This window comes from Haladaptatus sp. AB643, from assembly GCF_024136975.1.
GTDB lineage: Archaea > Halobacteriota > Halobacteria > Halobacteriales > Haladaptataceae > Haladaptatus.
Genome location: NZ_JAMYJW010000006.1, coordinates 69120 through 94218, shown reverse-complemented (window position 1 = coordinate 94218; position 25099 = coordinate 69120). Strand labels below are relative to the sequence as shown.

The 25099-nt window shown below is 61.5% G+C and carries 29 protein-coding genes; 13 read left to right on the top strand and 16 right to left on the bottom strand.

Annotated features, from left to right (window positions below):
• Positions 1-19: 19 nt before the first annotated feature.
• From NKF25_RS13410 to NKF25_RS13395, 4 genes are all read right to left on the bottom strand, one after another.
• Positions 20-268 carry a hypothetical protein gene (locus tag NKF25_RS13410; protein ID WP_253227171.1) on the bottom strand — a complete coding sequence of 83 codons (249 nt, stop codon included), beginning with the start codon at positions 266-268 and terminating at the stop codon, positions 20-22.
• Between the two features lie 130 nt (positions 269-398).
• The gene (locus NKF25_RS13405; RefSeq protein ID WP_066142152.1) at positions 399-662 is read right to left on the bottom strand and encodes a hypothetical protein; all 264 of its coding nucleotides are present in this window, start codon (positions 660-662) and stop codon (positions 399-401) included.
• 85 nt (positions 663-747) lie between these two features.
• A complete protein-coding gene (locus NKF25_RS13400) occupies positions 748-1335 on the bottom strand; it encodes a thymidine kinase (RefSeq protein ID WP_253227170.1) in 588 nt (195 codons plus the stop codon).
• Between the two features lie 41 nt (positions 1336-1376).
• Positions 1377-1958, bottom strand: coding sequence for an NAD(P)H-dependent oxidoreductase (locus NKF25_RS13395; RefSeq protein WP_253227169.1), 582 nt, complete (start codon positions 1956-1958; stop codon positions 1377-1379).
• Positions 1959-2014: 56 nt separating this feature from the next.
• On the opposite strand from NKF25_RS13395, the gene NKF25_RS13390 reads away from it, so the two are divergent.
• Positions 2015-2812 carry a hypothetical protein gene (locus NKF25_RS13390; protein ID WP_253227168.1) on the top strand — a complete coding sequence of 266 codons (798 nt, stop codon included), beginning with the start codon at positions 2015-2017 and terminating at the stop codon, positions 2810-2812.
• Here NKF25_RS13390 and NKF25_RS13385 read toward each other — a convergent pair.
• Complete coding sequence (locus NKF25_RS13385; protein WP_253227167.1) at positions 2802-3707, bottom strand: A/G-specific adenine glycosylase; 906 nt, start codon at positions 3705-3707, stop codon at positions 2802-2804. The two genes, NKF25_RS13390 and NKF25_RS13385, sit on opposite strands and share 11 nt — an antisense overlap.
• A 164-nt stretch (positions 3708-3871) precedes the next feature.
• Here NKF25_RS13385 and NKF25_RS13380 point away from each other — a divergent pair, with 164 nt between their 5' ends.
• Positions 3872-4147 carry a hypothetical protein gene (locus tag NKF25_RS13380; protein WP_066142124.1) on the top strand — a complete coding sequence of 92 codons (276 nt, stop codon included), beginning with the start codon at positions 3872-3874 and terminating at the stop codon, positions 4145-4147.
• Between the two features lie 39 nt (positions 4148-4186).
• On the top strand, positions 4187-4510 hold the full coding sequence (locus tag NKF25_RS13375; RefSeq protein ID WP_253227166.1) for a hypothetical protein: 324 nt from the start codon (positions 4187-4189) through the stop codon (positions 4508-4510).
• Here the strand turns inward: NKF25_RS13375 and NKF25_RS13370 are convergent.
• Genes NKF25_RS13370 through NKF25_RS13355 form a run of 4 tightly spaced genes read right to left on the bottom strand, consistent with a single transcriptional unit; the run spans position 4501 to position 8278 of the window.
• Positions 4501-4875 carry a hypothetical protein gene (locus NKF25_RS13370; RefSeq protein WP_253227165.1) on the bottom strand — a complete coding sequence of 125 codons (375 nt, stop codon included), beginning with the start codon at positions 4873-4875 and terminating at the stop codon, positions 4501-4503. The two genes, NKF25_RS13375 and NKF25_RS13370, sit on opposite strands and share 10 nt — an antisense overlap.
• A 60-nt stretch (positions 4876-4935) precedes the next feature.
• Positions 4936-5598 carry a helix-turn-helix domain-containing protein gene (locus NKF25_RS13365; RefSeq protein WP_253227164.1) on the bottom strand — a complete coding sequence of 221 codons (663 nt, stop codon included), beginning with the start codon at positions 5596-5598 and terminating at the stop codon, positions 4936-4938.
• A 30-nt stretch (positions 5599-5628) separates the two neighbouring features.
• Positions 5629-6960: an aminotransferase class III-fold pyridoxal phosphate-dependent enzyme gene (locus tag NKF25_RS13360; protein ID WP_253227163.1), complete on the bottom strand. Its 1332-nt coding sequence runs from the start codon at positions 6958-6960 to the stop codon at positions 5629-5631.
• 46 nt (positions 6961-7006) lie between these two features.
• Positions 7007-8278: a DUF4010 domain-containing protein gene (locus NKF25_RS13355; RefSeq protein WP_253227162.1), complete on the bottom strand. Its 1272-nt coding sequence runs from the start codon at positions 8276-8278 to the stop codon at positions 7007-7009.
• 93 nt (positions 8279-8371) lie between these two features.
• On the opposite strand from NKF25_RS13355, the gene NKF25_RS13350 reads away from it, so the two are divergent.
• Positions 8372-9595: an AI-2E family transporter gene (locus tag NKF25_RS13350; RefSeq protein WP_082837744.1), complete on the top strand. Its 1224-nt coding sequence runs from the start codon at positions 8372-8374 to the stop codon at positions 9593-9595.
• A gap of 33 nt (positions 9596-9628) precedes the next feature.
• Here the strand turns inward: NKF25_RS13350 and NKF25_RS13345 are convergent, their stop codons facing one another.
• Positions 9629-9901: a PadR family transcriptional regulator gene (locus NKF25_RS13345; RefSeq protein WP_066142107.1), complete on the bottom strand. Its 273-nt coding sequence runs from the start codon at positions 9899-9901 to the stop codon at positions 9629-9631.
• A 266-nt stretch (positions 9902-10167) separates the two neighbouring features.
• Here NKF25_RS13345 and NKF25_RS13340 point away from each other — a divergent pair, with 266 nt between their 5' ends.
• Positions 10168-12456, top strand: a complete 2289-nt coding sequence (locus tag NKF25_RS13340; RefSeq protein ID WP_253227161.1) for a glycoside hydrolase family 3 N-terminal domain-containing protein — start codon at positions 10168-10170, stop codon at positions 12454-12456.
• Positions 12457-12788: 332 nt separating this feature from the next.
• Here NKF25_RS13340 and NKF25_RS13335 read toward each other — a convergent pair whose 3' ends face one another.
• Positions 12789-12935: a hypothetical protein gene (locus NKF25_RS13335; RefSeq protein WP_190303728.1), complete on the bottom strand. Its 147-nt coding sequence runs from the start codon at positions 12933-12935 to the stop codon at positions 12789-12791.
• 253 nt (positions 12936-13188) lie between these two features.
• On the opposite strand from NKF25_RS13335, the gene hisD reads away from it, so the two are divergent.
• The gene (gene hisD, locus NKF25_RS13330) at positions 13189-14460 is read left to right on the top strand and encodes a histidinol dehydrogenase (RefSeq protein ID WP_253227160.1); all 1272 of its coding nucleotides are present in this window, start codon (positions 13189-13191) and stop codon (positions 14458-14460) included.
• 90 nt (positions 14461-14550) lie between these two features.
• Positions 14551-15408 (top strand): formate/nitrite transporter family protein, encoded by an 858-nt coding sequence (locus NKF25_RS13325; protein WP_253227159.1) that lies wholly within the window; start codon positions 14551-14553, stop codon positions 15406-15408.
• Positions 15409-15411: 3 nt separating this feature from the next.
• Here the strand turns inward: NKF25_RS13325 and NKF25_RS13320 are convergent, their stop codons facing one another.
• The gene (locus NKF25_RS13320) at positions 15412-16611 is read right to left on the bottom strand and encodes an ABC transporter substrate-binding protein (protein WP_253227158.1); all 1200 of its coding nucleotides are present in this window, start codon (positions 16609-16611) and stop codon (positions 15412-15414) included.
• A 178-nt stretch (positions 16612-16789) separates the two neighbouring features.
• Here NKF25_RS13320 and NKF25_RS13315 point away from each other — a divergent pair, with 178 nt between their 5' ends.
• The gene (locus NKF25_RS13315; protein ID WP_253227157.1) at positions 16790-17815 is read left to right on the top strand and encodes a DUF4352 domain-containing protein; all 1026 of its coding nucleotides are present in this window, start codon (positions 16790-16792) and stop codon (positions 17813-17815) included.
• A 45-nt stretch (positions 17816-17860) separates the two neighbouring features.
• Here the strand turns inward: NKF25_RS13315 and NKF25_RS13310 are convergent, their stop codons facing one another.
• Complete coding sequence (locus NKF25_RS13310; protein ID WP_253227156.1) at positions 17861-19045, bottom strand: alanine--glyoxylate aminotransferase family protein; 1185 nt, start codon at positions 19043-19045, stop codon at positions 17861-17863.
• A gap of 192 nt (positions 19046-19237) precedes the next feature.
• On the opposite strand from NKF25_RS13310, the gene NKF25_RS13305 reads away from it, so the two are divergent.
• The 5 genes from NKF25_RS13305 (at position 19238) to NKF25_RS13285 (ending at position 22847) form a co-directional block, all read left to right on the top strand.
• The gene (locus NKF25_RS13305; protein ID WP_253227155.1) at positions 19238-19918 is read left to right on the top strand and encodes a four-helix bundle copper-binding protein; all 681 of its coding nucleotides are present in this window, start codon (positions 19238-19240) and stop codon (positions 19916-19918) included.
• Positions 19919-20248: 330 nt separating this feature from the next.
• Positions 20249-21193, top strand: coding sequence for a metal-dependent hydrolase (locus NKF25_RS13300; protein WP_253227154.1), 945 nt, complete (start codon positions 20249-20251; stop codon positions 21191-21193).
• Positions 21194-21297: 104 nt separating this feature from the next.
• Positions 21298-21909 carry a hypothetical protein gene (locus NKF25_RS13295; RefSeq protein WP_253227153.1) on the top strand — a complete coding sequence of 204 codons (612 nt, stop codon included), beginning with the start codon at positions 21298-21300 and terminating at the stop codon, positions 21907-21909.
• Complete coding sequence (locus NKF25_RS13290) at positions 21906-22553, top strand: hypothetical protein (RefSeq protein WP_253227152.1); 648 nt, start codon at positions 21906-21908, stop codon at positions 22551-22553. The genes NKF25_RS13295 and NKF25_RS13290 overlap by 4 nt, the downstream gene beginning before the upstream one ends.
• 96 nt (positions 22554-22649) lie before the next feature.
• A complete protein-coding gene (locus NKF25_RS13285) occupies positions 22650-22847 on the top strand; it encodes a dodecin (protein ID WP_253227151.1) in 198 nt (65 codons plus the stop codon).
• Between the two features lie 58 nt (positions 22848-22905).
• On the opposite strand, the gene NKF25_RS13280 is transcribed toward NKF25_RS13285, so the two are convergent.
• From NKF25_RS13280 to NKF25_RS13270, 3 genes are all read right to left on the bottom strand, one after another.
• A complete protein-coding gene (locus NKF25_RS13280; protein WP_066142078.1) occupies positions 22906-23274 on the bottom strand; it encodes an iron-sulfur cluster assembly accessory protein in 369 nt (122 codons plus the stop codon).
• A gap of 190 nt (positions 23275-23464) precedes the next feature.
• Positions 23465-24460 carry a DUF1028 domain-containing protein gene (locus NKF25_RS13275; RefSeq protein WP_253227150.1) on the bottom strand — a complete coding sequence of 332 codons (996 nt, stop codon included), beginning with the start codon at positions 24458-24460 and terminating at the stop codon, positions 23465-23467.
• A 111-nt stretch (positions 24461-24571) separates the two neighbouring features.
• On the bottom strand, positions 24572-24958 hold the full coding sequence (locus NKF25_RS13270; protein ID WP_253227149.1) for a hypothetical protein: 387 nt from the start codon (positions 24956-24958) through the stop codon (positions 24572-24574).
• Positions 24959-25099 lie beyond the last annotated feature (141 nt).

Here is a 25099-nt window from a genome sequence, read left to right as displayed (position 1 = left end):
CACGCGCGATACGTTCAATTCACGCTCGATACCGGTGACCGAAGACGAGTGCGACGACGTTCAACACAAGCAACAGGACGAACGTCTGCTGTTGTCCAGCGGTATCGAGACCGCTGATGAACAGCGGAATGTAGAGAAACGGGAGTACGACTGCTCCCCAAAAACCGATAAACCGAAGCGAGGTGACGACGGAATACGGGAACGATGAACGTCGCTCGCCGTCGTCCGATGAGTCACCCAGTTCGTCCGGGGCGATGATGGTTGACATGGTCTCCGAACAATGGTACACCATGACACGATATTATTATTGATTCCTTAACGGATCGGGGAGGAAAAACAGGGCGAAACGGACAGTCGGATGGGATAGAATGGAGATTGGAAGGGTCCCCGTTCGGTCGCTACTCGAAGACGGGACTGTCGTCTTCGAGCGTTTCGATGTCGTCGACGATCTTCTTCGCGACGTCTGGGAACAGCGCGACTTGTACTTCGTTGCCGTCCTCGTCCTCGAACACGAGTTTGACGCGTTTGTCCCCGAACGCACGCGCTTCGGCGGATTCCACGTTGAACAGCTTCGCCGACGCCGTTTTGTTCGCGGGTCCGACGTTCTTCAAGGAGCCGTCTTTCAGTTCGACCATGAAATCGTCCAGCCGTAGGTTGAGCATACCCTCGATACGCACTCACACCTTTAGTTACCACGGAACGACGTGCGCCGGTTCGATCGTCGCCATCGTCGCCGTCACGACTCCGCTACTCGCGCCGTAGGATGTGGCAGTTTCGACACCGGGCTTCGTAGGACTCCTGTGCCCCCACCAAAATCGTGGGATCATCCACGTGTGCGGGTTCGCCGTCGATGAGCCGCTGGTTTCGCGTCGCGGGTTCGCCACACTGCGCACAGATGGCTTGGAGCTTTTCGACGTACTCGGACACGGAGATAAGTTGCGGGACCGGATCGAACGGCTCGCCACGGAAGGTCTGGTCGGTACCGCTGATGATGACGCGTCGTCCGTCATCCGCGAGGAATTCACACACGTCGACGAGTTCCGCGGAGAAGAAGTTCGCCTCGTCGATGGCGACGACTTTCTCGCCGTTCAATCCCCTCGGGATTTCCCACACGCCGTCGTCGTCCGGTTCCACGACGGTCGCTTCCCACGAACTGCCGTCGTGGGAGCCGACCGTGTCCTCGCCGTAACGGTCGTCCAGTGCGGGTTTGAACACCGCGACTCCCTGCCCCGCGATTTCCGCGCGGCGAAGCCGTCGGAGCAGTTCCTCGGTCTTCCCGGAGAACATACAACCGGTGATGACCTCGATCCACCCGCTGTTCGTGATTTTGTGCATATCCGTGTGACGCTCAATCCGACGGCAAAAGAGTTGCTCATTCAATCGGCCGCGCCGATATTTTCCCCGCTCTCGAAACTCGGCGGGCAGGGCTCGATGTGCGAGTAGCGGACTATCTGCCGTCCGAGCGTGACGACGCGATTTTCCAACTCCTCGTCGGTGAACGCGCCGTCCATCACCGCGCTGTGCGAGCGGGGAATCGCCACCTCGTACGGGAGCACCCACGCATCGAGCGCGCGACAGACGGACCGGAGGTGGTCCATCGCGGTGACCGGAAACCGACCACCCGCCACGGCGAGCAGGCCGACGGTCTTCCCCTCGAACTCGTCGAACCCGCAGTAGTCGAGCGCCGCCTTCAGCGGCGAGGAGTACGACCCATGATAGACGGGTGTGCCCAGGACGACCGCGTCCGCCGCGCGCACGCGACGTTTTAGTTCGGGGACATCACCCGCTTCCCGCTCACCGGGGTCGAACTGCGGCAGGTCGAATTCGCGGAGGTCGAGGAGTTCGCCGGTTCCACCCGCCCGTTCCACGCCGACGAGGACGTGTTCGAGCGCGAGTCGTGTGGTACTTTCCTCCCCGAGACTGCCACAGATCGCCACGACGTGCGGTTGATTGGTCATACCATAGCATGGGTGCGGAACGCGAATATAGCTACGCGACAGATAACGGACAGTAAATGGAGTCCCCCGATTTCGACGCGTTCCCGATCACGCACGAATTGCTCGTGAAGTCCGCAGGCTATCACGAGGCGACCGCTACGATTTTGTCACTCGTACTTCGTCGCGCATCCACGGGATACGTCCGAATCGAGCACGATCAGTTGGAAGCGACGTTCGAAGATACCCCGCGCTGTCGAGAGACGTGGGAGGCGGTTCGCGATTCGCTTTCGTGGACGGAGGATGCCCAAGGAGGTGCGTGGTATCGCGGCGATCTTCCTGAAACTGCGGGCGAGTTCGAGCGGCTTTGGTCGCTTTCCGATGGTCTGTGTGGTGTCCACTTCGTCCACGAAGTCGCGCTCTACGACGAAGACGGGTGGTTGTTCTACGCCGTCCCACATCACACCTACTGCTGGCTTCGTGACTCGAAGGGAATCTTCATCAGCGACGTTGACGACGCGTTAGCGAGTCAACGAGCATGCGTTCTGCCCGCGGAAACGACTGTAGAGTGGACACGAGATGGCCGGAACTACTCAATCATGGGGACGTCGCTCTGTGTCGAAAACGGACGTCTTGGAACCAGCAACTGTTACGGATTGGCGAATCTCGAAACCGTGAAGGCGAACGAGAGAGCACGGACCCTCTCACTTGCGTGGCATCCCGACCCGATACCGGGTCTCGTCGGACGGGCGTTGATGGGCGCGATGTCGCTGGTGTACAATCCGTCTGAACGGTTGCAGTTCGAGGACGAAGGGAATTTTCGGAAGGTGGAGTCGGTTCTCCGAGAAATCATCGACAAGCGCGAGGCTACTGCCTGAGTCGTGCGACCCACTCCTCGCGCTCCTCCAACTCCACCAACCCATCTCCTTCCAGATCCGAACACAATTCTCGAAGCCACTCCTCGCCGTACTGCCCGCCGTAGTCGATTCGCACCCGCGGACCGAGTTTCGAGAGCGGGAGTTCGTCGTACTCCTTCAACAGCGAGACCACTCTCCCGCGCATCTGCCGACGGCTTCCCTCGAACTTGGGTTGGGTGGGCACGTCGGGGGCGGTGAAGTCGCCCGTCTCGTAGGCGTGACACCACTCGCGCCACGGGCACCCGGCGGTATCGCAGGAGGGCGTCTTCTCGCAGGCCACGCCGCCGAGTTCCATGATGGCGTTGTTCCAAACGCGGGACTCCCCGTCGGGCATGACGTCGCTCGCGACCTCCTCGAAAACCGAATCGTCGTCCGGCACGTCGAACGCCCGGTACAGCACGCGCTTGACGTTGGTATCGACCACCGCGTTGCCGTTGTTAAACGCGAACGAGGCGACGGCGTTGGCGGTGTACGGCCCGACGCCCTGCAAGTTCTGGAGTTCGTCCGGCGTCTCGGGGAACGTGCCGTCGTACTCATCGATGACTTGGTTCGCGGCCTCGTGGAGGTACTTCGCGCGGTTGTTGTAGCCCAGACTGTGTGAGGACCAGAAGCCGACCACGTCCGAGCGGTCGGCCGCCGCGAGGTCCTCCGGGGTCGGCCAGCGGTCGAGAAACGCCTCCCACGCCGTCACGACGCGGCCGAGTTGCGTCTGCTGGCTCATCACCTCGGAGACGAGGATGGCGTATGGGTCGTCGGTTTCGCGCCACGGAAACGACCGATGGTCGTCCTCGTACCACGAAACGAGGGCGTCGCGTACCGCGTCTCTGTCGGGAATCGACGGCGCCGTTTCGGTCATCAGTGGCGTTTTGGACGGCGACGGTTTACGGATAGCGGTTTTCGAGAGGGAACACCGAAACGTGTGAGCGCTTTTCGGCTGTCACGGCCCGTTCCACGACACCGGGTACCAAACGGCCGAGTTAATCTGAAGGCTTATTGCACGTTCGTCTTAATCTTCGCTGGATGCACGTACGTCCCTCCACACTTTTCCTCATCGGCGTCGGCATCATCGTCGCGCCAGCGGCACCACTCGTGTTCGCCCGCAGTCCGTCCGTGTGGATCGCCGTCGGGTGTACGTTCATGCTCGCAGGTGCCGGCATGTCGCTTCAAGAACACCGAGGACAGCGCTCCGCACGCGAATCGAGTCCACAGTCCTATCACTACATCGTCTGTGGGAACTGTAGCGCTCGCAACTTCGCAAGCCGGGACGAGTGTCGGTGCTGTGACGAACCGTTCTAGAGCGAAAGCCGTATCCCGCTACCGCACAACCACCCGGCAATGAGTCTGGACGACCTGAACGACGACGTTCGAGCCACCTACTCGTCACTCGACGAGGACTTTTCCGTCTCTCTCGACCGTGAAACGCGCAACGAACTCGCCATGCTCGGCACCGCGTTCGACACCGACGATTCCGCGGAGATCATCCGACGTGCCGTTCACCGACTGTTTCAGACGACGGTCGAATCCGGAACGCTCGACTTCCATCTCCGAAGCACGTACGACGTGACCTACGACGAGTATCTCTCGGGCATGACGTTCGAAGAAATGACCGGTGCAAATCAGCTTCCCCAACGCGACGACGAGCGCCGCTATCAGTTCTGAGCGGTATTGGCGACCGAAAGCCGTATCGTCTCGTCTTCTCGATCCCACTGAATCAACCCGGAATCGTCGAGTTCGGGCAGATGTGCGTGGTTGAGAATCATCGTTGCCCGGCGGCGGTTGGTTTCGGCACCTGTCGCCGCGAGATAATCGGCCATCTCGGTGACGGGTACCTCCCTGTCGAGGCCGTACAGATACGCGAGTACTTCCCGTCGTGACTCGGCCGCCAGTGTCTCATGTAACTCCGTCGGCAAACGGAGAAGGACGCCCAATCCGAACATCCCGACAGCGTCGCCGAACGTCGTGGTCGGGTTGCATGGGGGTGCTGTGGTCCCGCTCGATTGTCGGTCGTCTCGCATTTCGGCCATCGTATTCTCGAAAAATGGAGTAGTAAGGATAGCAATGGTGCCTGTTATTACAGCCCACTTTTACGTAGGCCCAGTGTCCCGCCCGTTCGCCTCCAGGAGCACCGCTTCGAGGACGCTTCCGGTCCCGCGTCGGACGCGTTCGGATACCGACTGCTGGGTGACGCCGAGTTCGTCCGCGAGTTCGCCGAGCGTCACGCCGCGCGGAACGTCGAAGTAGTCCCGTTCGAGTGCCAGCATCAGCGTCTCGCGTTGTTCGGGTGTCAACCCGAACTCCTCCCGCTCCTCGGCGAGGTCCGTCACAACGCGATCCAATGTGTAGCCGATGTTCCGGACTTCACAGTAGTCGTGGAACGCCGAAAGTGCACCGTGATCGTGAAACCTGAGTCGAAATCGCCAGACACGATCGCCAGTCGCTTCGAGGATGGTCGCACCGACTTCCGCGATACCGTATATGAAACTCTCGACTTCCTCGCTCCACTCGACACGATAGAGAACACGCCCTTCGATCCTGTCAAGCGCGATGAGGCTCTGCACGTTCGGATTGCTCCGCACGTCGTTCTCGAACGTCTCGAAGTCCGACCCGATGGCCCAGAAAAACGGGAGTACCTGCCGTGAGGAAGGGACGACCCGCTCCAGTTCGATATGAACGTCGGCATCTGTAAGGAGGGCAGTGCCGAGAACGAACTCTTCTCCGGATATCGACAAATCAGCCGTGACGCTCATACTAGAGGAACGTCTCGGCCGGATATAGCGTTACGCCACCTCGTCGATGGAGTCGAGCAAGAGGTTGACACCGAGGTCGATTTCGCGCTCGGTCACGTCGAGCGGCGGGAGCAGACGGAGCGTCTTGTACCCACAGCCGAGGGTGAGGAGGCCGCGCGAGAGTGCGGCGTCCACGACGGCTTCGCGTCGGTCCTTCGAGTCGAACTCGACGGCGAGCATCAGGCCACGGCCGCGAACGTCCACGACGGATTCCGGCGCGGCGTCCTCGATGATTTCACGCGCCTGTCGTCCGCGCACGGTGGCGTTCGCGAGCAGGTCGTGTTCCTGAATCGCGTCGATTGTGAGCACGCCCTGCAGCGACGAGAACACGTCGCCAGCGCCCCACGTCGAGGAGAGTCGGCCTTTCTCCTCCGGGAACACGTCCGAACGGGAGATGGTCGCGCCGACGCGGAGCGCCTTCGCGCTGGTGATGACGTCGGGTTTCAGGTCGAGGTGGTCCACTGCCCACATCTCGCCCGTTCGGCCCATGCCGGACTGAATCTCGTCGGCGATGATGGTGATACCGTAGGTGTCCTGAATCTCGGCGATATCCGCGACGAACTCGTCGTTCGGGACGCGGTAGCCACCCTCTCCCTGCACCGGTTCGAGGATGATGTACGAGACTTCTTCGGGGTCGATGACGCCCTGGGCGGGGTCGAGTTTGTCGGCGATGATGTTGCCGCCCGGACCGTCGGTCTTCCACCCACAGCCACACTGACCCTCACAGGAACAGTACGGAACGCTCACGATGCCCGGAATCTCGGGGTAGCCCTTACGGTGGGCGACTTTCGAGCGGTTGAGCGAGAGCGCGCCGAGCGTCCGTCCGTGGAACGCGCCGTCGAAGTTGAACGCGCGGTGGCCGCCGTTGTTGTAGCTGATCTTGATGGCGTTCTCGACGGCTTCCGCGCCGGAGTTCGACAGGAAGACGGTGTCCATGTCGTAGTGACTCGTGACCTCGGTGAGTCGCTCCATCAACTGGGTCGGCCCGGGGAATTCGGGGTCCTCCGGCGGCCAGCCACCGGCGGCGTAGAAGTCCTGCCCGGCGATTTTCGTCGGGTCGGGGAGGGGGAACTCGTCGAGTTTGTCCTTGATTTTTGGATTGTTGTATCCGAGTGGAGAGGCGGCGACGTGGCTCGTGAAATCGAGGAGGACGTTTCCATCCACATCAGTACAAAACGGCCCGACCGCATCCTCGGTCAAGTCCCAGACGAAATCGTATACGTACGTCGTCGGCGCGGCAAATTTGTGATGATACTCTGACCACTCTCGTGCCTTCTGGCCCGGCATGTCCCGAACCTGTGGCTCGACTGTTTCGCGGTCCATGTAGCTGATAGGAATAGCCCCATTTTAAACGGTTCGTTATATGTCCTCACACGACAGCGACGATTGCCGCAATTCCCGATCCGGCGAGCAGAACTGTACTCCAGACGGCAATTCGGCGTGCGAACGAACGGTTCGGTGCAGAGATGGTCAACGCTGCCTTGACGATGATGCTCGATGCGGTGGCGAGTAGGATGCCGAAGACGGCCGTCTGCTGGCTCACGTTGCCCCCGCTGTACAGCGTGACCGCCGAGGCCGTCACGCCCGCGCTCGAAACGAGTCCCGACAGCAGTGCGGTGATGTAAAACCCCGTCTGACCGAACTGGCTCTTGGCGATGGCGCCGCCGATGACGACGAGGAGGAAGATAGCACCGAACCCGAGGGCGTTTCGTAGCGAGAACGGGCTTTCCAAGTCGATGTCCATCCGTTGGGACCAGTCGGCCGTGTACGCCGCGATGGCGATGCTACCGACGATGATCGTTCCGAGCGGGATGATGGCACCGTAGAGCGTTTTGTGTGGAGTACCGATGGTGAACGCCAACGCGATGACGAGGTTTCGGAGCGCCATCGCGGCGTCGGCCAGCAAGATGGCGGCGACGCCGTACGTCGCCGCCTCCGGCTGCTGGCGAACGTGGTCGAGCATGGTGCCGACGACGGCCGTCGAGGAGGCTAACCCGCCGAAAAACCCGGTGACGGCGATACCGCGTCCACCGTACGTCTCGACCACGGCGTAGTTGGCGATGCCGATTCCGGCGACGGTGACGACCATCAGCCAGATGAGGCGGGGACTCAACGTGACGCCGCCGAGTGCGACTTCACCGGACGGGAGCAGCGGGTAGATAACGAACGCGAGGATGGCGAACTCACCGGCGGAACGGAGTTCCTCGCGCGACAATCCCCACGCGAACGAGTGTAGTTCGCGCTTCAGGATGAGCAGAAGCGAGGAGACGACGGCGACGGTAACGCCGACGAGGATGTACCCTTCGGCGACCAGCACGCCGACGCCGAACGTCACGAGCATGGAGACGGACGTCGTCAGCGAAAGACCTGTTTCCTCGTCGTCGTCCAGGAGTCCCTGCACCGCGAGCAAAATCCCTTGCACGATGACGAGCAGGCCACCGAGCGCGAGCAGAACGTCCTTCCCAACGATGGTAAACGCCGCACCGAGGAGGCTGATGAGGGTGAACGTCCGGATACCGGCGGATTTCTGCGACCATTCACGCTCCAATCCGAGGAAGAGACCGAGCGCTCCGGCGAGGGCGATATGGACGACGTCACTGCCCAACGTAGTCGACGTGACGAGGTTTTCGAATCCGGACACTCCCCGTACTACGCTCCTATTCGGTTAAAAGGATTGTTGCTATCGTCGTCCCGTGCGCGAAATCTTTAAGGCCAGCCCGCAAACTTCTGTGGTATGGTCTCCGGATTGAACATTGACAAGTCCCGGGCAGCGTGGTGGACCATCGGTGGGCTACTTGGTCTCGCGGCGCTGTTCGTCATCTACTCGTTCATCGGGACGTTCGTCTTCGGTCTGTTTCTCTACTACGCGACGCGGCCGGTATATCGCCGACTCCAACAGCGGGTTCGCCCGCGAAGTCTCGCTGCCGCGGTTGCGTTACTGCTGCTCGCCCTTCCCGCGATCCTGCTCGTCGCCTACACCGTCTCCATCGCGTTTCACGAACTCACGATGGTCGCGAAGACGGCCAATATCGGCACGCTTCCGGAGCCGATACAGCAGTACAGCGACATCTCGAAGTTGACCAAAAATCCCGAACAGCTCCTCCAGAACAAGGACAACACGAAGCTCATCCAGCAGGCGTTCGGTTCGACGTTCCAGTATCTCAAGTTCGTCGGGAACGGGGCACTCCACTTGTTCGTGATGATCGCTATCGCGTTCTACCTGCTCCGGGACGACCACAAACTCTCGCGGTGGTTCCACCGGACGTTCGCGGACAGCGGTGGGGTCCTCGAAGCGTACGTGGCCCGCGTGGATTCGGACTTCAACAGCATCTTCTTCGGCAACATCCTGAACGCCTTCATGACGGGCACCATCGGCGCGATTTCCTACAACCTCCTCAATATGATCGCACCCCCCGGCTTGGCGATTCCGTACCCCACCGTCGTCGGGTTGCTGACCGGCGTCGCCAGCCTCATCCCCGTCGTCGGGATGAAACTCGTCTACTTCCCGGTGACGGGCGTCATCAGCGCCGAGGCGTTGATGGCTCGTGACCCCGGCATCCTCTGGTTCCCCGTCGTCTTCGCGCTCGTCTCGTTCGTCATCGTGGACACCATCCCGGACCTCGTCCTGCGGCCGTACGTCTCGGGGCGCAACCTCCACGTCGGGATGGTGATGCTCGCGTACATCTTCGGGCCGTTGCTGTTCGGCTGGTACGGGATCTTCTTGGGACCGATGATACTCGTGCTCGTCGTCCACTTCGTGAAAATCGTCCTGCCCGAACTCATCACCGGCAACCCGATTCGACCGTGGGCCGTGGACCCGACGTATCTCAAGGACGCCGATATGCATCCACAACCACCGCATGACCCGTCCGATTCGGATGACGAGGAGTTACCGCCGGGTGGTGACGAGATGCCCGTCCAAGCGCCGACGCCCACGGATGGGGATGGTATCGACTGACGGGGTATTCGGTGACTGCTGATACCGTCCGGTTCAGTCGAGAAACCGCTCTTCCCACGTGCGTCGGTGTTCGAGGAGCGACCGACCCCGCTCGGTCAGCGCGTAGTAGTTCGTCCGCTTGTCCCGTTTCCCCTTCTCGACGAGTCCATCATCGACCAACGAGTCGAGGTTCGGATACAGACGACCGTGGTGGACCTCGGTGTCGTAGTAGTCTTCGAGACCGTCCTGAATGGCGAGTCCGTGCGGCTCGCCGTGTCCGGCGATGACGTACAGTATGTCCCGCTGAAATCCCGTCAACTCGTGCATTGTTACCACTCGGAATATGTGTCTATTTAGGATAAGGATATCGGTTCCGACAGTTCTGGAGGAATATAGTATCGGAACGATCGTTGGTGAATTCAACAACGTTCTCCGCCATTTTCTCGGATGGCTCACCCTGCCAGCGAGGTAGTTCTATTTTCCAATCAAAATCGATACTGGTCGTGATCATTTCAAATAAGTATTTGCTCAGTAAAAATCCATATATTTATAAGAAAAAATCTTATTGATTCTTGCTTCCCAGTTTTTATGGCATGTCAAAGGATACCACGAGCGGCTCGTCGCGGCGAACGTTCCTGCAAGCGTCCGGGGGAATCACGCTGGCAACGGCACTGGCCGGATACCTCGGAGAGTCCGCGGTCGCCACGAAGCAACGAGAGCCGAGTCGCCACGTAACCGAACTCGTCGACGAGATGACGCTCGAAGAGAAGGTCGGTCAGATGACACAGATGGCCGCGGGCGAGATTTCGACCGACGACCCGGCCGAGACGCTTCGGAAGTACAAGCCGGGGTCGCTCATGTACCTGACGTCGTTCGATCCGGAGGAGGTCGCTCGAACCAGCAACAAACTCCAGAAAGCGATGGTGAACGAGACCCGTCTCGGCGTGCCGTTCGTCTACGGTATCGACTCCGTTCGCGGCGACAACAACGTGGCGGGGGCGACGTTGTTCCCGCACAACCACGGCGTCGGCGCGACATGGGACGCGGACAAGGCCGAGGAGATGGCGACCGTGACGAGCAGGGTGATGCGTACAACCGGTACCCACTGGAACTTCTCGCCCGTTTGTGACATACAGCGTGATCCACGATGGGGACGGTTCTACGAGGGGTTCAGCGAGGACCCGTTCCTCGCCTCCCAGATGGTCGCCTCGAAGGTTCGCGGCTACGAGGAGGAGACGAACGGGTACAAACGAACCGGGGCCTCCATCAAACACTTCGCGGGGTATTCGGCACCGGCGAACGGGAACGACCGCACCGCCGCCCTCCTTCCGTATCGGACCTTCGTGAGTTCCATCCTGCCATCCTATGCGGCGGGTATCAACGCCGGAGCGGAGACGGTGATGGTCAACAGCGGGTCGTTGAACGGGCTCCCCGCCCACGCTTCGAAGGAACTGTTGACGGACATCCTCCGCGACCAACTCGGGTTCGACGGAATGGTCGTCACCGACTGGCACGACTTCTACCGGATGATAAAGGTCCACGGCTTCGCCGAGGACCTGAAGGAGGCGACCAAACTGGGCATCAACGCCGGGATAGACATGTACATGGTCCCCGCCGCGGGTATCGAGGGCGACGACGCCGCGGGCTATCAACAGCGACTCATCGAACTCGTGAAGGAAGGCAGCGTCAGCCGGGAACGAATCGACGACGCGGTGACGAACATCCTCGCGTTCAAGGAACACGTCGGCCTGTTCGAGGACCCGTACGGGACGCCATCGAAGGTGAGTGACGTGATTTCCGACGGCCGGGACCTCGCGGAGGAGGTTGCCACCGAGTCGATGACGTTGCTCACCAACGACGGGACGCTCCCGCTCGACTCCGGGAGTTCGATCCTCGTCACCGGCCCGAGCGCCGACAGCGTGAGGAACCAGATGGGTGGCTGGGCACTCGGCTGGCAGGGCGTCGGCGACACCGAGCCACCGGCGACGACGGTCCTCGAAGGCCTCACCGATGCGGCGGATTCGTCCGCGTCCGTCACGCACGTTCCGACCGGCCTCCACGAGTTCACGAACGAGGACGACGTCCGACGTGCGGCCGAGTGCGCCGACGTCGTCGTCGCCGTCCTCGGCGAGGAACCGTACGCCGAGGAGAAGGGCGACACGGACACGCTCGCGCTTCCCGAGGCACAACAGCGACTGGTCGAGGTGGTGTCGGGAACCGATACACCGACCGTCGGCGTGATCATGGCGGGCCGCCCGCGCGGCACGGACGTGTTCGACGACCTGTCCGCATCCATGATGGCCTATCTGCCGGGAACGGCCGCCGGACCGGCCGTCGCCGCGACCCTGTTCGGTGACGCCAACCCGAGCGGTCGGTTGCCGTTCACGTGGCCGACGGGGACCGGGCAAATCCCCAACCTGCACAACAACTATCCGCCGGACGAGTTCAACAAGTCCACGAACGTCAACCCGCCCCAATCACACGAGACGCCGCTGTTCGAATTCGGCCACGGGCTGAGTTACACCGAGTTCGAGTACTCCGACCTTCGCGTGGCCCCGACGAAACTCCAGCAGAAGAACGCGACGAACGACATCACCGTCTCCGTCGCGGTCAAAAACACGGGGGACGAGGCGGGCGAGACCGTCGTCCCCGTCTACGGCGGCAGAGATCTCGGTCAGGTGATGTATCCACAGGAAGTCGTCGTCGGCTTTGAACGCGTCGCGCTCGACCCCGGCGAGACGAAACGCGTCGAGATCCGTTCGACGATCCTCCCACTTGCGACCGTCCTCGGCGACGTCTTCTCCCGCGGCGAGTTGGTCATCGACACGGGCGAGTACTGGCTCTCCGTCGGTGACCTCACCGAGACCGTTTCGGTCGTCTAAGGTCTGAGATCCCGTTTTTCACGATGCCGTCTTTCCACCTTATTTTTGAATAACATACCAACAATCGGTCAGATAGCAGTCGCTCGGGTCGGGAACGGCGAAACCACTATCTATCGGTAGGAACGATGTGTACGAAGCAGTGGCTCAGAATTTGATTTTCGAAAGGAAAGCGGAACACGCGGGGGCGAAAAGACCCCGCGTACCGCTTGCCGCCCTGAATTGGTCCCCGCTGACGCTTCGGCCCTCCAAAGCGAAGCGTCAACTGCAACAAAACGGCGTAGTGACTTAAAGGTAACGATTTCGATAACTGTGGATCGCTGGGTGAAAAAAAGCTAGATGTACTCCTCCTCCAGCGTCCATCCCAACGCCCGCTTGTAATACGTGAACATCTGGCGGATTCCCTGATGGTTCATTTCGTCGCTTTCGAGCTGTTCTTTGAGGAACTCGTACTGCTCCCGGATCTCTTCTTCGTCACGCATATTTCGCTATTTCGTGGCTTCGGCGGTTATGCGTGTTGGTGGATTCGAGGGAATGGTTCGGAGTGGGCGGAGCTGTAAATCCACCAACTACTGAGAAGTAATTGTTGAGAAGACTGACCGAGTTACATTGCCGGAGTGATTTTGGATGATATGTGGTTATGACTGTCGTAAAGACTACCTCGAAAGCCCCCGCCCACTCGCCCGTTCATCCGAGAGCGCAACGTGTTTTTCCGCCCGCTTCGAAATACCGTCCATGAATCCAACGGAGACCTCCGAACTCGGGCCGAACGAGCGTCAGGCGCTGTTCGACCGTGACGCGGGTATCGAGGGCGTTAGGGGCGACGTGCGCGACATCATCGACCGAGTGCGCGAGGAAGGCGACGTGGCGGTCCGGGAGTTCTGCCGCGAGTTCGACGACGTCGAGGTCGGCAACATCGACATCACGGACGACGCCGAACGCGCCTACGAGGAGATAGACGACGACGTACGCGAGGCCATCGAGGACGCGGCCGACAACATCCGCGCGTTTCACGAGTCCCAGGTGCCGGAGGACTGGCGTGCGGACTTCGACGGCCGCGAACTCGGCCGTCGATTCCGCCCCATCGAGCGTGTGGGCGTGTACGCACCCGGCGGCACGGCGGCGTACCCCTCCAGCGCGCTGATGGGCGTCATCCCAGCGAAAGTGGCTGGCGTGGAACAGGTCGCGGTCGCCACGCCGCCCGGCGAACCGCAGAACGACATCACGCTGGCGGCGATTCACGCCGCTGGAGCAGACAAAGTGTACCGCGTCGGCGGCGCGCAGGCCATCGCCGCGATGGCCTACGGAACCGAACAGATCGACCGTGTGCAGAAGGTCGTCGGTCCCGGCAACAAGTGGGTCACGGCGGCGAAAGCCGAAGTGCAGGGCGACGTGGCCATCGACTTCCTCGCCGGACCGAGCGAACTCCTCGTGCTCGCCGACGGGACCGCGAACCCCGCGTTCGTGGCCAGCGACGTGGTTGCACAGGCCGAACACGACGAGAACGCCTCGTCCGTGGTCGTCACGGACGACGCCGAGTTCGCCGAGGCGGTCTGTGAGGAGATCGAGAAACAGGCGAGCGAACGCGAACGCGAGGACGTGATTCGGGCCGCACTCGACAACGACGCGAGCGGCGTGTTCGTCGCGCGGTCGATGAGCGAGGGCCTCCTGTTCGCCGAGGAGTACGCGGCCGAACACCTCTCGATACAGGCCGACGACGACGAGGAACTCCTCGACAGGATCGACAGCGCGGGAAGCGTCTTCCTCGGGTCGTACACCCCAGTCGCGGCGGGTGACTACGCCTCGGGGACGAACCACGTGCTCCCGACGACCGGACTGGCGAAGATAACGGGCGGCCTGTCGGTCGACACGTTCCTCCGCTCGACCACCGTCCAGCGGTTGGACGAGGACGCGCTCGACTCCCTCTCGACGACGATCACGACGTTGGCAGAGTCGGAAGGACTGGACGCGCACGCCGAGAGCGTGCGGAAACGGTTCGAAGAGTAACTTCGGAAGGCGAGTACCGCCTCGCGCTAGCCATAACCGCTTTTTTCACTGACTACTACTGGAGAGTACACGGCATTTTACATCCATCCTATGGCACAGTCTACTAACTCCGATACGCAAGCCGACGGCCTGAAATCGTACGAGAACATTCTGAGAGAACAGATCAATCTCGGACTGGAGGAGTTACAGCGTCCCACCAGCGGCCTCTTCCTGTCCGGGCTTTCCGCCGGGTTGGATATCGGATTCGGTCCCCTCCTCATGGCGGTGATGACGGGGCTGATGACCGGGTCCCTGTCGAAACCCGTCACGGAGCTACTCATGGCGAACATGTACGCTGTGGGGTTCATCTTCGTGATTCTCGGCCGCTCAGAACTGTTCACCGAACACACCACGCTGGCAGTGCTTCCCGTCCTCGACAAACGGGCGTCGTACGCCTCGCTCGCCAGACTGTGGGTCGTCGTGTTCGTGGCGAATATCATCGGAGGGGCACTGTTCGCCGCCTTCGCCGTGACGATCGCCCCGAAACTCGGCATCGCGCACGCCAAAGCGTTCACCGAGATTTCGGCGGCATTGGTCAAACACGACTTCCTGGTTCTGGTCGGGAGCGGCATCTTCGCGGGGTGGCTCATGGGCCTGCTGTCGTGGCTCGTCACCGCCGCACGGGACACCGTCAGCCGCGTCCTCATCATCTGGATCGTCACGACCGCCATCGGATTGGCCCACCTCCCCCACTCCATCGCCGGAAACGTCGAGGTCCTGATGGGGATGTTTCTGTCCGCGAAAATCACGTTCGTCGATTACGCCCGCTTCCTCCTCGCCGCGACCATCGGCAACGCTATCGGTGGCGTGTTCTTCGTCGCCCTGCTGAAGTACGGGCACGTTACCAGAAATACGGACGCCGAGAATGTGGATGAGGTGGATACTGCTACCGCCGCCGAATCGGAGTAGGCGTCAGAACTCCCCGTTGACGATGTCCGCGACGCGCTGGTGATCGTACAGTTTTTCGTCCACGCCGTACAGCAGTTCGGCAGTTCGTTGCGTGAGGACGAGGTTCGTGATCGGTCCTTGGTACAGTCCACCGGCGCGGTAGACGTCGCCGTTTTTGACGGCTGTGAGATTGCTAGCGGTGTTGTTGTTCTCCAGGAATTTCACCACCGTGTTCTCGAACTCCTCTCTGCTCTTGTCTTCGTAGCCGCGGAGCAGGAGCACTTCCGGATCCACCTTTAGGAGCACTTCGAGGTCGATGGCCGCACGGCTTCCATGGAAATCCTTGACGTCCGTCTTCGCCAGCGCGTCATCGACTTTGAGGTCGTTCAGGTGTTTGAATCCGGTTCCCTTGCCGATGATGTACGGATAGAACTTCTTCGGTTTGTCGCCGACGCCCCAGACGACGGCGGCGGACGGCCGTTCACCCTTCGACGGGACGACCGACTCGATGTTCGACTGGAAGTCGGCGTGGAGGTCCGCGAACGCCTCGTAGCGGTCGTGCCGCTTGAACACCTTCGACAGTTTTTCGAAGCCCTCCATGAGGGTGTAGTATCGGTAGTCGTCGTGCCACGTGTAGTGCTGTGCGTAAATGCAGTTGCCGAACAGCGGGCCGACGTTCTTTTTGATCTCGTCCACGTCCGAATGGGACCATCCCTTGAACCGGTTCATCAGGAAGTTGGGGTCCATCACGTGCACGTCCGCGTCGAGTTGGTAGAACAGCTCCTTGTTGACGCCGTCCTGGTACAGGTCCTTCATCCCGCTCTTGTCCACCGAGACGCCGTCTATCGCGTCGTAGTACTGGGTGTGATACCGACTGGTGAGCCAGACCGCTTTCGGCGGTTCGAGGCCGAGCGCGATACCCATGTCCGCCCAACTGCCGTTGTTGGCGACCCACGTCTTCGGAACGCTCTCGAACTCGACTTCGCCGACGGGAACCATCGAGACGGAGTACGGACCGTCCGTGGTAGTCGTCGATTCGCTCGTCGTGGACTCGTCCGACGAGGCCGTCGTGTCGGTGCTGGTCTGTGTGCTATCAGCGCCGTCGGAACCGTCATCGCTGTCGCTGGTACAACCGGCGAGCAACCCGCCGCCGAGTGCCGCGCCAGTTCCCTTGATGACGGTGCGTCGCGTCCGTAATCCGCGTCGCCGTGAATCGTCAGGCATGCTTTTAGGCTCGCCTAAACACCTATAGTCGTTTCGAACTTTAGGTAGACCTAAGACAGAGATAGCCGTGGAAACGGCGGTTTCGGTGGAGAGATCGACCGTACCTCATTTGATCATCTCGGACAGATGTTCAATTAACATCATATACTTTTAACAGTCGGGACGGGTCTTCTGTGTCATGGAGAAAGGGGCGCTCGTCGGTCGACGGACAGTTATCGCGGTGAGTGCAGCGGCGCTCGCCGGGTGTACCAGCCAAGGGAGCGACATGACGGACGCGGACACGTCGTCTTCCTCGACGAGCGCGGAATCGTCCACTTCGACCTCCGGGACGGACGAAAACGGCGACACGGAACGACGGCGAACGGAGACGACCGTGTCGGTCGGTTCGGTCGTGAAGGACGATACGCTCGCCATGGTCGTTCGCGAGGTGACGACCGAGGACAAGTTGAGCGAGTTTCGGGATGCGGAGGAGGGCAAGACGTTCGCGGTGATTCGAATGGCAGTCAAAAACCGGGGAACGGAGTTCATCGATTTCGAGGACTTCCTCGACGCGAGCGTCGTGGATGGGGAGAATCGGACGTACGACCCGTCGGTCAGTTCCCCCGATCACCCGATTCGAAGCGGGGTGCTCGCCCCGGGTGAAGTCGTGCGCGGCGACATGGTCTTCGAGGTGCCGAAGGGGACGCACGGGCTATCGCTTCGACTCGACTTCGATTCGTTCACCAGCTTTCGATTCAAGCAGGTAACCGTCTCGCTCGGGAAGAAAGCCGACTCGATTGCCGACCTGAAACAGTCGCTCGACGACGTACTCTCGTCGGGAGAGAAGGCCTCACGCGGCAGCGTCTCGGTCGTCGTCCACGGAGTCCGAACGACGAAACAATTGAACGAGATTACGGACGCGGCCGACGGACACGAGTTCGTCGTCCCGGACATCGAAATCACGAACGACGGCGACGAGCGACTGCTCGTCTCGACGCTGCTCCAGATGCACGTGAAGACGGGAGCGGGTCTCGCGTACACGGCGGACATCGGTGCGAGTTCCGGTTTGAAACAACCGCTCAACGAGAGTTCCGACATCGAGTCCGGGGAGTCTCACCGCGGTGAACTCGCCTATCAGGTCGAAACTGGCACCAAGCCGCTCTACTGGGCCTTCAACTTCCTCGAAGCGGACGAACCGTACAAGGGGTTTTGGAAACTGCGCTGACCGTTCGGTAGTCCGCCCGTGCATCCGTAGAAATCGGTTTTCGACTCAGTTGCCGAGCGCTTCGCTCGTCGCCGCGAGTCCCGCCTCCACGTCCACGTCCGCGCCGTGTTCGCGGAGCGCGTCGCCGAGCGCGCTCACGAGGTACGAGACGGTTTCCGGGCGGGCGGAGTAGCCCATGCAACCGATGCGGAAGATTTCGCCGTCCAAATCACCGAGTCCGGTAGCGATTTCGAGGTCGTACTGGTCGAGCAGGTAGCTCGTGATGTCGGTGTCGGTGACGCCGTTCGGTACGCGAACCGCGTTGAGGCTCGGGAGCCAGTACTCCTCGGGCGCGTTCATTTCGAGACCCATCGCTTCGACGCCCGCCTTGAGCGCACCGGCAACGTCGCGGTGGCGCTCCCAGCGCGATTCGATGCCTTCCTCGCTGACGAGCCGAAGCGCCTCACGGAGTGCATATACGTTCGTGATGGGTGCCGTGTGGTGGTACGCCCGGTCTTCACCCCAGTAGCCTTCGAGGAGCGAGAGGTCGAGATACCACGAGCGGGGGGATTCCTCGCGGGAGAGCACCTTTTCCATCGCGCGGTCGTTGAGCGTCAGCGGACTCGCACCCGGCGGGCAGGAGAGACATTTCTGCGGGCCGGAGTAGGCCACGTCGATGTCCCATTCGTCGACCTTCAACTCGACGCCCCCGAGCGATGTCACCGAGTCGGCGATGACGTAGGCGTCGTGGTCGTGGGCAATGTGCGTCAGTTCGGAAACGCCCGGTTGAACGACGCCGGTGCTCGTCTCCGCGTGGATAAATCCGAAGATATCGGGCTGGTGTTCCTCGAACGCGACCTGCACGTCGGCGGGGTCGAGTGGTTCGCCCCACGGCGCATCGACGTGGACGACTTCGCCACCCGCCCGTTTCGCCATGGATTCCATCCGGCCGCCGAAGTAGCCGTTAGTCGGAACCAACATCGTGTCGCCGGGTTCGACCAGGTTTCCGATGGCGGCCTCCATGGAGGCGGATCCGGTTCCGGAGACGGGAATGGTCCATTGATTCTCCGTTCTGAAGGTGTACCGGAGGAGGTCCTGAACCTCGTTCATGATGTCGATGAACGACGGATCTAAATGGCCGACCAACGGCGTGCTCATCGCGCGGAGGACGCGTGGATGTACCTCGCTCGGACCGGGACCCATCAGCGTTCTGTCGGGCGGTGTCAACTCGCCTACCGTAGGGTTCTCCATGCCTTTCCGTATCACGTGCGGTGACAAAAACCCCGCCGTCCCGGCAGTCGATACCCAACGGACCGTTAAATCGCACAACGCGGCGTTTCTCCCTGCGAACGGATCCCGAACGGTCGAAACGGTCGGTCCGGTTTATTCGGGTCATGGGCGTAGGACGGGGTACCCCAGCACGTTGCTGGGTGGAGAAATACCATGACACAACAGAGACCCATGCAGCACTCGCAGGCGCAGAGCAGCGGTGGCAACGAGTACGGCACCGAGTATCAGCAGGGGTACGGGCAACCGCCCGTCAGTCAGCAGCGTGGCCGACGAGGGGGAATCGGCCAGCAGATGCCCAGTCAGGGGTATGGCGGTGGAACCGGCCACGGCGGAATGGGCCAACGAGAAATGGCTCAGCAAGGGACGCCCCAACGAGGGGGAATCGGCCAGCAGATCGGACGAGGGATGACACAACCGGGCGGCCAGTTCGACGACCAGTTGCCGGGCGAGATGCGTGTCGCGCTCGAAGATTTCGAGCAGGCTGCGAAAGTCTGTGATTGGTGTGCCGATAAATGTCTCGACGAGGGGCCGGAGATGGCCGAATGTATTCGGCTCTGCCGTGACGTTGCCGACCTCGGAACGCTGAACACGAAGCTCATCGCGCGTGACTCGGTCTTCGGACCGGAGCTCGCCGAAACCTTCGCGAACGCGGCCGAGGAATGTGCAAGCGAGTGTATGCGACACGAGAGCCCGCACTGTCAGGAGTGTGCGTCGGTTCTTTCCCGGGCCGTCGATTCGACCTACCGATTGCTCGACCAGCTGAGGACGACAGGGCAGGAGCCGCCGACCGGTGGAATCCAGCAGGAAATCTCGGGCGAGCAATCGAGGTTCTAACTCTCACTTTTTCGGGCTGTCACACGTGCGACGCGAAACGTCTCGTACTCGATTCCAAGCGGCTATTTCTTTCCGAACGGTCGGACCGGTTTATGCCGACGACGACTGAAGAGCAACTGCTCCAGCGAGGAGTGGAGAACGACGCTGTCACAACAGCACCAGCGACCGCACACGGAATCGCTCGGCGAATCGACCGGAATTGGCGGGCGTCCTCGACCGGACGACCGAATCGCTTTCGAAGGCCATCGAGACGGTGCAGACCGAAGGTCGGATGCAGTAGGGGTCGAACTGGAGAGAAGCTTATGACGACTGAACGCGAAGGATAGTTCCATGATGGTCGGCCACGCGCTGCTCGCCTTCGGGGTGGCAGCGCTCGTCGCCCGGCGATTCTGGTCCACAGAGCGTGCACTCGCATTTGGGGTCGTCGCGGGCGTCTTCGCTACTGTTCCGGACGTTGACATGACTTACGCGGTGATCGGTCTCGTACAGTCGGGGTTCGGCGGCGTCTGGCGGATGACAGCCGAGTTCTGGGGGAGCGCACACCTCGTTCACCGCGCCGTAACCCACTCGCTCGTCGTCGCCGCGATCGCCGGTCCCGCGTTCGTGTTGGCGACCGGGGATCGGTGGAGGAAACTGCTGTCCGCGGCCCTACTGGCGGGACTCGTCTGGATCGCGTTCGCAAACAGCGGCTTCCTCGGAGCGGGCGTCATGTCCGTCTTCGTCGTCGTCGGAACGGTCGCCGCGCTCGTCGCCGATTCGCGCACCGACCTCGGGCCGAGGGAGTTGGTTCTCGCCGCCGTCTTCGGACTGATGTCCCACCCGTTCGGCGACGTGTTCACGGGGGCACCGCCACAGTTCTTCTACCCCTTCGACGTGACGCTGCTGCACTCCCGCATCGCCATCCTTTCGGACCCGACGCTGAACCTGCTCGCCATCTTCGGGCTGGAAGTCGTGCTGGCGTGGTTCGCCGTCTCGGTGTACTTTCACCTCAACGGCGGCCGCGTTCGTGAGCAGTTCCGCGAACACATCCACCCGCGCGCCGCGCTCGGGGTGGGCTACGCATTGGCCGCGCTGGTGATTCCCGCCCCGACGCTTTCGGTCTCGTATCAATTCGTGTTCTCGGTGCTCGCGGTGGGTGCCGTCGGCGTCGGACCGCAACTGCACCCCAAACGACCGTTCCGTCCGGTTCGGAATCCAACGGCGTGGCTGTGTACCGGCATGGCTGCGGTGACACTCGCGGCCGTCGCGTACGCCGCGGTGTATCAGTTCGCCTGAACCGCTTCCCCGACCGAATAGTCCGTTCAGCTGAAATTCCCGACGGATTTCGTTTTTCGCGTCCTTTCCTATCATTTCTTACCGCCAGCGCTCGTATTCAGGGTATGGCACAGCGGGTCAGCCAATTGGACGCACTCGTGGAAGACAAGCGTGTCAACGCGGGACTGGCGTGGCTACTCGTCGGATTTCTGGTGACCGTGATGATCGGAAGCCTGGTGCAGGACGACCTGTTGTGGGCAATGTTCGCCGGAAGCGTTGCGGCGCTCGCGCTGGTACCACCAGTGGCCTTTCGGAACACCGAAGCGATGCTCCCGTGGGAAGTGCTCATACTCGCCGCACTCCCCGTCCTCGGACGGGAACTCGCGACCCTCGCGCTCACGACACGGGTCGCCACGTACCTCTCGGTCGCCGCGCTCGCGCTCATCGTCGCCGTCGAGTTACACGTCTTCACCCCGGTTCGGATGAACCACTGGTTCGCCGTCCTCTTCGTAGTCATCGCCACGATTGCGACGGCCGGGGTCTGGGCGGTCGTCCAGTGGCTTTCGGACATCTACCTCGGAACGCACCTCCTCCACAGCGAGTATCGACTGATGTGGGATTTCGTCTACGCGACGATCGTCGGCATCGTCGCTGGAATCGTCTTCGAGTGGTACTTCCGGCGAGTCATCCCGGCCGAAGAACGGTTGCCCGCCGAGATTCAGGAGCATCTCGAATGAGAGTACGCGAACGCCTCGGCATCTCCGAGCGGAGACAACAGCAGTTGACGCGCGTGATGGAACTCTGCCTCGTCGGCATCTTCTTCGTCGGCATGGACAGGGGCAACCTCGGAATCATGATCAACAGCGCGCTGGCGTTCGCGGTCACGCACACCCCCGCGGTTCTCAAGCGCGATTACGGGATTCCGATGGACGCCGGGTTGACCCTGTGGATCACCACCGCCGTCTTCCTCCACGCGGTCGGCACCCTCGGACCCTATCAGAACGTCTGGTGGTGGGACCACGTCACGCACATGCTGTCGGCATCGCTCGTCGCTGGCGTCGGCTACGCCACCGTCCGGGCGCTCGACTCACACTACGAGGACGTGTATCTCCCACCCCGGTTCATGTTCGTCTTCATCCTCATGTTCGTCGTCGCGTTCGGCGTCATCTGGGAAGTGACCGAGTTCGCCGTCAGCGGCCTGGCGTCCATCGTCGGCGGACGCGCGGTCCTCACCCAGTTCGGACTCGGCGACACCATGCTCGACTTGGTGTTCGATACGGCAGGCGGCCTCGTCACCGCACTCTGGGGGACGGCCTACCTCACCGACGTGACGGGTGCCCTCGCGGCCCGCCTCGATGCACGGATGCAGGGGTCCGAGTAACGAACGGAATACGGAACGGGATGGGAGGAATACGGGACGGGATGGGACCGGGACGGCCGATGCGGTTTTTACCGGTGCGGAACAATCACATACGCCATGGTGTTCAAGAAGATCACCCTCATCGGAACGAGCGACGAAGGGTTCGACGAAGCGACCGAAAACGCCATCGATCGGGCTGAGGAAACGCTCGACAAAATCAAGTGGGTCGAAGTCGACACCCTCGGCGTCGAAGTCGCCTCGGTCGAAGGGCGTCAGTACCAATCCGAAGTAACAGTCGCGTTCGAACTGGACTGACGGAAAAACAGCCACCGATCCATTCTTTTACCGATACCGCGGGCTTCGTCGCGTCGAATCAGGTTCGGAAGCTCTCGCCACAGCCACATTCGGAGACCACGTTCGGGTTCTCGACGTGGAATCCCGCACCTTGGAGACCGGTCTCGTAATCCACGACGCTCCCCTCGATGTAGTTCATGCTCGCCGGATCGACGAACACCCGCAGACCGTAATGTGTGAACACCGTATCGTCAGGCTCCGGTTCGTCGTCGAACCGCATCCCGTACGACAGTCCGGCACAGCCTCCCTGCTGTACGAACAGTCGAAGCCCCGCTACCGAATGGTCGAGGCCTTCGCTGTCCAGCAACGACAGCGCTTGTTCCGCTGCATCTTCGGTCACCTCGATTGTCGGGCTTTCCTCCCCGTTCGGTGCGGCATCTGTACTCATAGATACTGCTTGTCGGTCAAGCCTCATTAACGTTAGCCCACTCGCAAACGGCTCCGGAATCGGTTTTCTCCGAACCACAAAAACCGCACCCCGTCCTCTCCAACCGATTCCCCGGGAGAGCGTCGCTCTCCCGTGCTCTCGATCAATTACAGCAAAAATCGAAATCCGAAAATTCCCTCTCGTGTCGCCGTCACTTCCGTTGCAGTCGGGAGAGGCCGTGCCAGATGGCGTCGACCATCTTCCCTTGGCCGTCACCGGACGACTCGTCCCAGCCGCGTGCGAGGGCGTCCTCCAGCACTGGAAGCGAGTGGTTTTCGAAGTTGTTCAGGCCGCGAAAGTCCTCCAGGGCGTCGCGTTCCTCGTCGCCGAATTCCGCCGATGGCGTCCCCTCGAAAAAGCCCATCTCCGCGAGCGTGCCGCTGACCTGTTCGGCAACGTCGCCAGTCAGTTCGCGCGTCTCGTCCGGGGCTTCGCGCTCCAGAAGGGTCACGTCGTAAATCTTGAAGACGCGTTCCAGTTCGTCGATTGGAGTTTCGTGGTCGTCGACGCGAACGTCCACCCAATGGTCGTTACGTCCCTCGTAGCCGCCTTGCGGTTTGGCGATGTAGAGCGCGGCGCTCTGTTCGCCGCGTTTGTCCCCACCGGCCTCGTTGCCCGCGTGGAGCGCGGCGATGAGTCGTTCCGGTAGTCCGCCGTCGGTCTCCTCGAACGTCTCGGCCATCGCTTCGAGGGTAGCCCGGTTTTCGAGTATGTTCCCCTGCACGGTATAGTGAGCGCCCTGAATGTCGTCCGCGTAGTCGAAACACTCCATGCCCGTGAACGCGGCTATCGAATCCTCCTGTGCGCCCACGTTGTGGGATTTCGTCCGGCGGCGGGCGGCGATGGGTGCCTCGACGACGCCGAGTTGTCGCGACTCGAAGTCGGGGTCGGCCCCGGTGAGTTCCATCACGACTTCGTCGGCAGGGGTCCCCTTCCGGAGCAGTCCGAGGCCGTCCGGTCCGTAGGAAACGTTGGCGAAGCTCTGTGTGGCGATGGCTCCGGCGTCGGCGCTGACGAACGGGACGACGCTGCCGACGCTGACGAACTTCGATTGGACGGCGACGCCGATGGCGTCCTGTTCCGGGTCGCGAGCGACGATAGAGAACGTGGACGGTCGCGGTCGACCGTCTGTGGCGTGGTGTGACATACGCGGGACGAAGCAGTCCACCCCGAAAAGCGTTCACTAGTCGGAAGCGTCGTCGGGGTTCCCGCGTCGCTCTCCGTGTACTATTCGTCCGCGTGTCGTTCGTCCGCGTTTCTACCCGTCCGTTTCACTCTCCTTCTGCACGGTAAGTGGCTGACGCGAGACGAGTTCGCAGTCGAACTCGGGGTGTTCGGCGAAGTGATGGACGAGTATGTGACGTCGTCCGCCGGTCAGTCCGCGTTCGTCCACGTCATCGGCGGTGAACACTCCGGGAAGTCGGTCGTACAGGTCCACCAGTACGTCGAAGCGCTCGAACACCTTTCGATGACCAGCGGAATCGGCACCGCGGCGCGAGACGACGTAACTCCCGTCGTCGCGGTATTCCCCGGCCGTGTAGAGGTATTCGCGGCGTTCGGTCAGCGCTCGACCGAGAACCTCCCGCAAGTGGGTGGCCTCGCGTCTGGTGAGTTCGTGTGTCTCGCCGGAGACGGTCAGCGACACGCCATCGTCCGTTCGCTCGGCGGAGACTGGCGTCTCGGGTGGAGCGGACGAGTCGTTCGCGGAATACTCCGCAGAATCAGCGGTACAAGTGGCCGAGAATTTCTCGACCAGTCGCCACGGGGCGACTTACTCTATCCTCCG

Coding starts and splice junctions, on each gene's coding strand:
- NKF25_RS13320 (WP_253227158.1), bottom strand. CDS start 16,611: ATGCCTGACGATTCACGGCGACGCGGATTACGGACGCGACGCACCGTC.
- NKF25_RS13305 (WP_253227155.1), top strand. CDS start 19,238: ATGACACAACAGAGACCCATGCAGCACTCGCAGGCGCAGAGCAGCGGT.
- NKF25_RS13285 (WP_253227151.1), top strand. CDS start 22,650: ATGGTGTTCAAGAAGATCACCCTCATCGGAACGAGCGACGAAGGGTTC.
- NKF25_RS13340 (WP_253227161.1), top strand. CDS start 10,168: ATGTCAAAGGATACCACGAGCGGCTCGTCGCGGCGAACGTTCCTGCAA.
- NKF25_RS13375 (WP_253227166.1), top strand. CDS start 4,187: ATGAGTCTGGACGACCTGAACGACGACGTTCGAGCCACCTACTCGTCA.
- NKF25_RS13310 (WP_253227156.1), bottom strand. CDS start 19,045: ATGGAGAACCCTACGGTAGGCGAGTTGACACCGCCCGACAGAACGCTG.
- NKF25_RS13335 (WP_190303728.1), bottom strand. CDS start 12,935: ATGCGTGACGAAGAAGAGATCCGGGAGCAGTACGAGTTCCTCAAAGAA.
- NKF25_RS13315 (WP_253227157.1), top strand. CDS start 16,790: ATGGAGAAAGGGGCGCTCGTCGGTCGACGGACAGTTATCGCGGTGAGT.
- NKF25_RS13350 (WP_082837744.1), top strand. CDS start 8,372: ATGGTCTCCGGATTGAACATTGACAAGTCCCGGGCAGCGTGGTGGACC.
- NKF25_RS13275 (WP_253227150.1), bottom strand. CDS start 24,460: ATGTCACACCACGCCACAGACGGTCGACCGCGACCGTCCACGTTCTCT.
- NKF25_RS13290 (WP_253227152.1), top strand. CDS start 21,906: ATGAGAGTACGCGAACGCCTCGGCATCTCCGAGCGGAGACAACAGCAG.
- NKF25_RS13300 (WP_253227154.1), top strand. CDS start 20,249: ATGATGGTCGGCCACGCGCTGCTCGCCTTCGGGGTGGCAGCGCTCGTC.
- NKF25_RS13345 (WP_066142107.1), bottom strand. CDS start 9,901: ATGCACGAGTTGACGGGATTTCAGCGGGACATACTGTACGTCATCGCC.
- NKF25_RS13385 (WP_253227167.1), bottom strand. CDS start 3,707: ATGACCGAAACGGCGCCGTCGATTCCCGACAGAGACGCGGTACGCGAC.
- hisD (WP_253227160.1), top strand. CDS start 13,189: ATGAATCCAACGGAGACCTCCGAACTCGGGCCGAACGAGCGTCAGGCG.
- NKF25_RS13390 (WP_253227168.1), top strand. CDS start 2,015: ATGGAGTCCCCCGATTTCGACGCGTTCCCGATCACGCACGAATTGCTC.
- NKF25_RS13325 (WP_253227159.1), top strand. CDS start 14,551: ATGGCACAGTCTACTAACTCCGATACGCAAGCCGACGGCCTGAAATCG.
- NKF25_RS13295 (WP_253227153.1), top strand. CDS start 21,298: ATGGCACAGCGGGTCAGCCAATTGGACGCACTCGTGGAAGACAAGCGT.
- NKF25_RS13370 (WP_253227165.1), bottom strand. CDS start 4,875: ATGGCCGAAATGCGAGACGACCGACAATCGAGCGGGACCACAGCACCC.
- NKF25_RS13280 (WP_066142078.1), bottom strand. CDS start 23,274: ATGAGTACAGATGCCGCACCGAACGGGGAGGAAAGCCCGACAATCGAG.
- NKF25_RS13360 (WP_253227163.1), bottom strand. CDS start 6,960: ATGGACCGCGAAACAGTCGAGCCACAGGTTCGGGACATGCCGGGCCAG.
- NKF25_RS13365 (WP_253227164.1), bottom strand. CDS start 5,598: ATGAGCGTCACGGCTGATTTGTCGATATCCGGAGAAGAGTTCGTTCTC.
- NKF25_RS13380 (WP_066142124.1), top strand. CDS start 3,872: ATGCACGTACGTCCCTCCACACTTTTCCTCATCGGCGTCGGCATCATC.
- NKF25_RS13400 (WP_253227170.1), bottom strand. CDS start 1,335: ATGCACAAAATCACGAACAGCGGGTGGATCGAGGTCATCACCGGTTGT.
- NKF25_RS13410 (WP_253227171.1), bottom strand. CDS start 268: ATGTCAACCATCATCGCCCCGGACGAACTGGGTGACTCATCGGACGAC.
- NKF25_RS13395 (WP_253227169.1), bottom strand. CDS start 1,958: ATGACCAATCAACCGCACGTCGTGGCGATCTGTGGCAGTCTCGGGGAG.
- NKF25_RS13405 (WP_066142152.1), bottom strand. CDS start 662: ATGCTCAACCTACGGCTGGACGATTTCATGGTCGAACTGAAAGACGGC.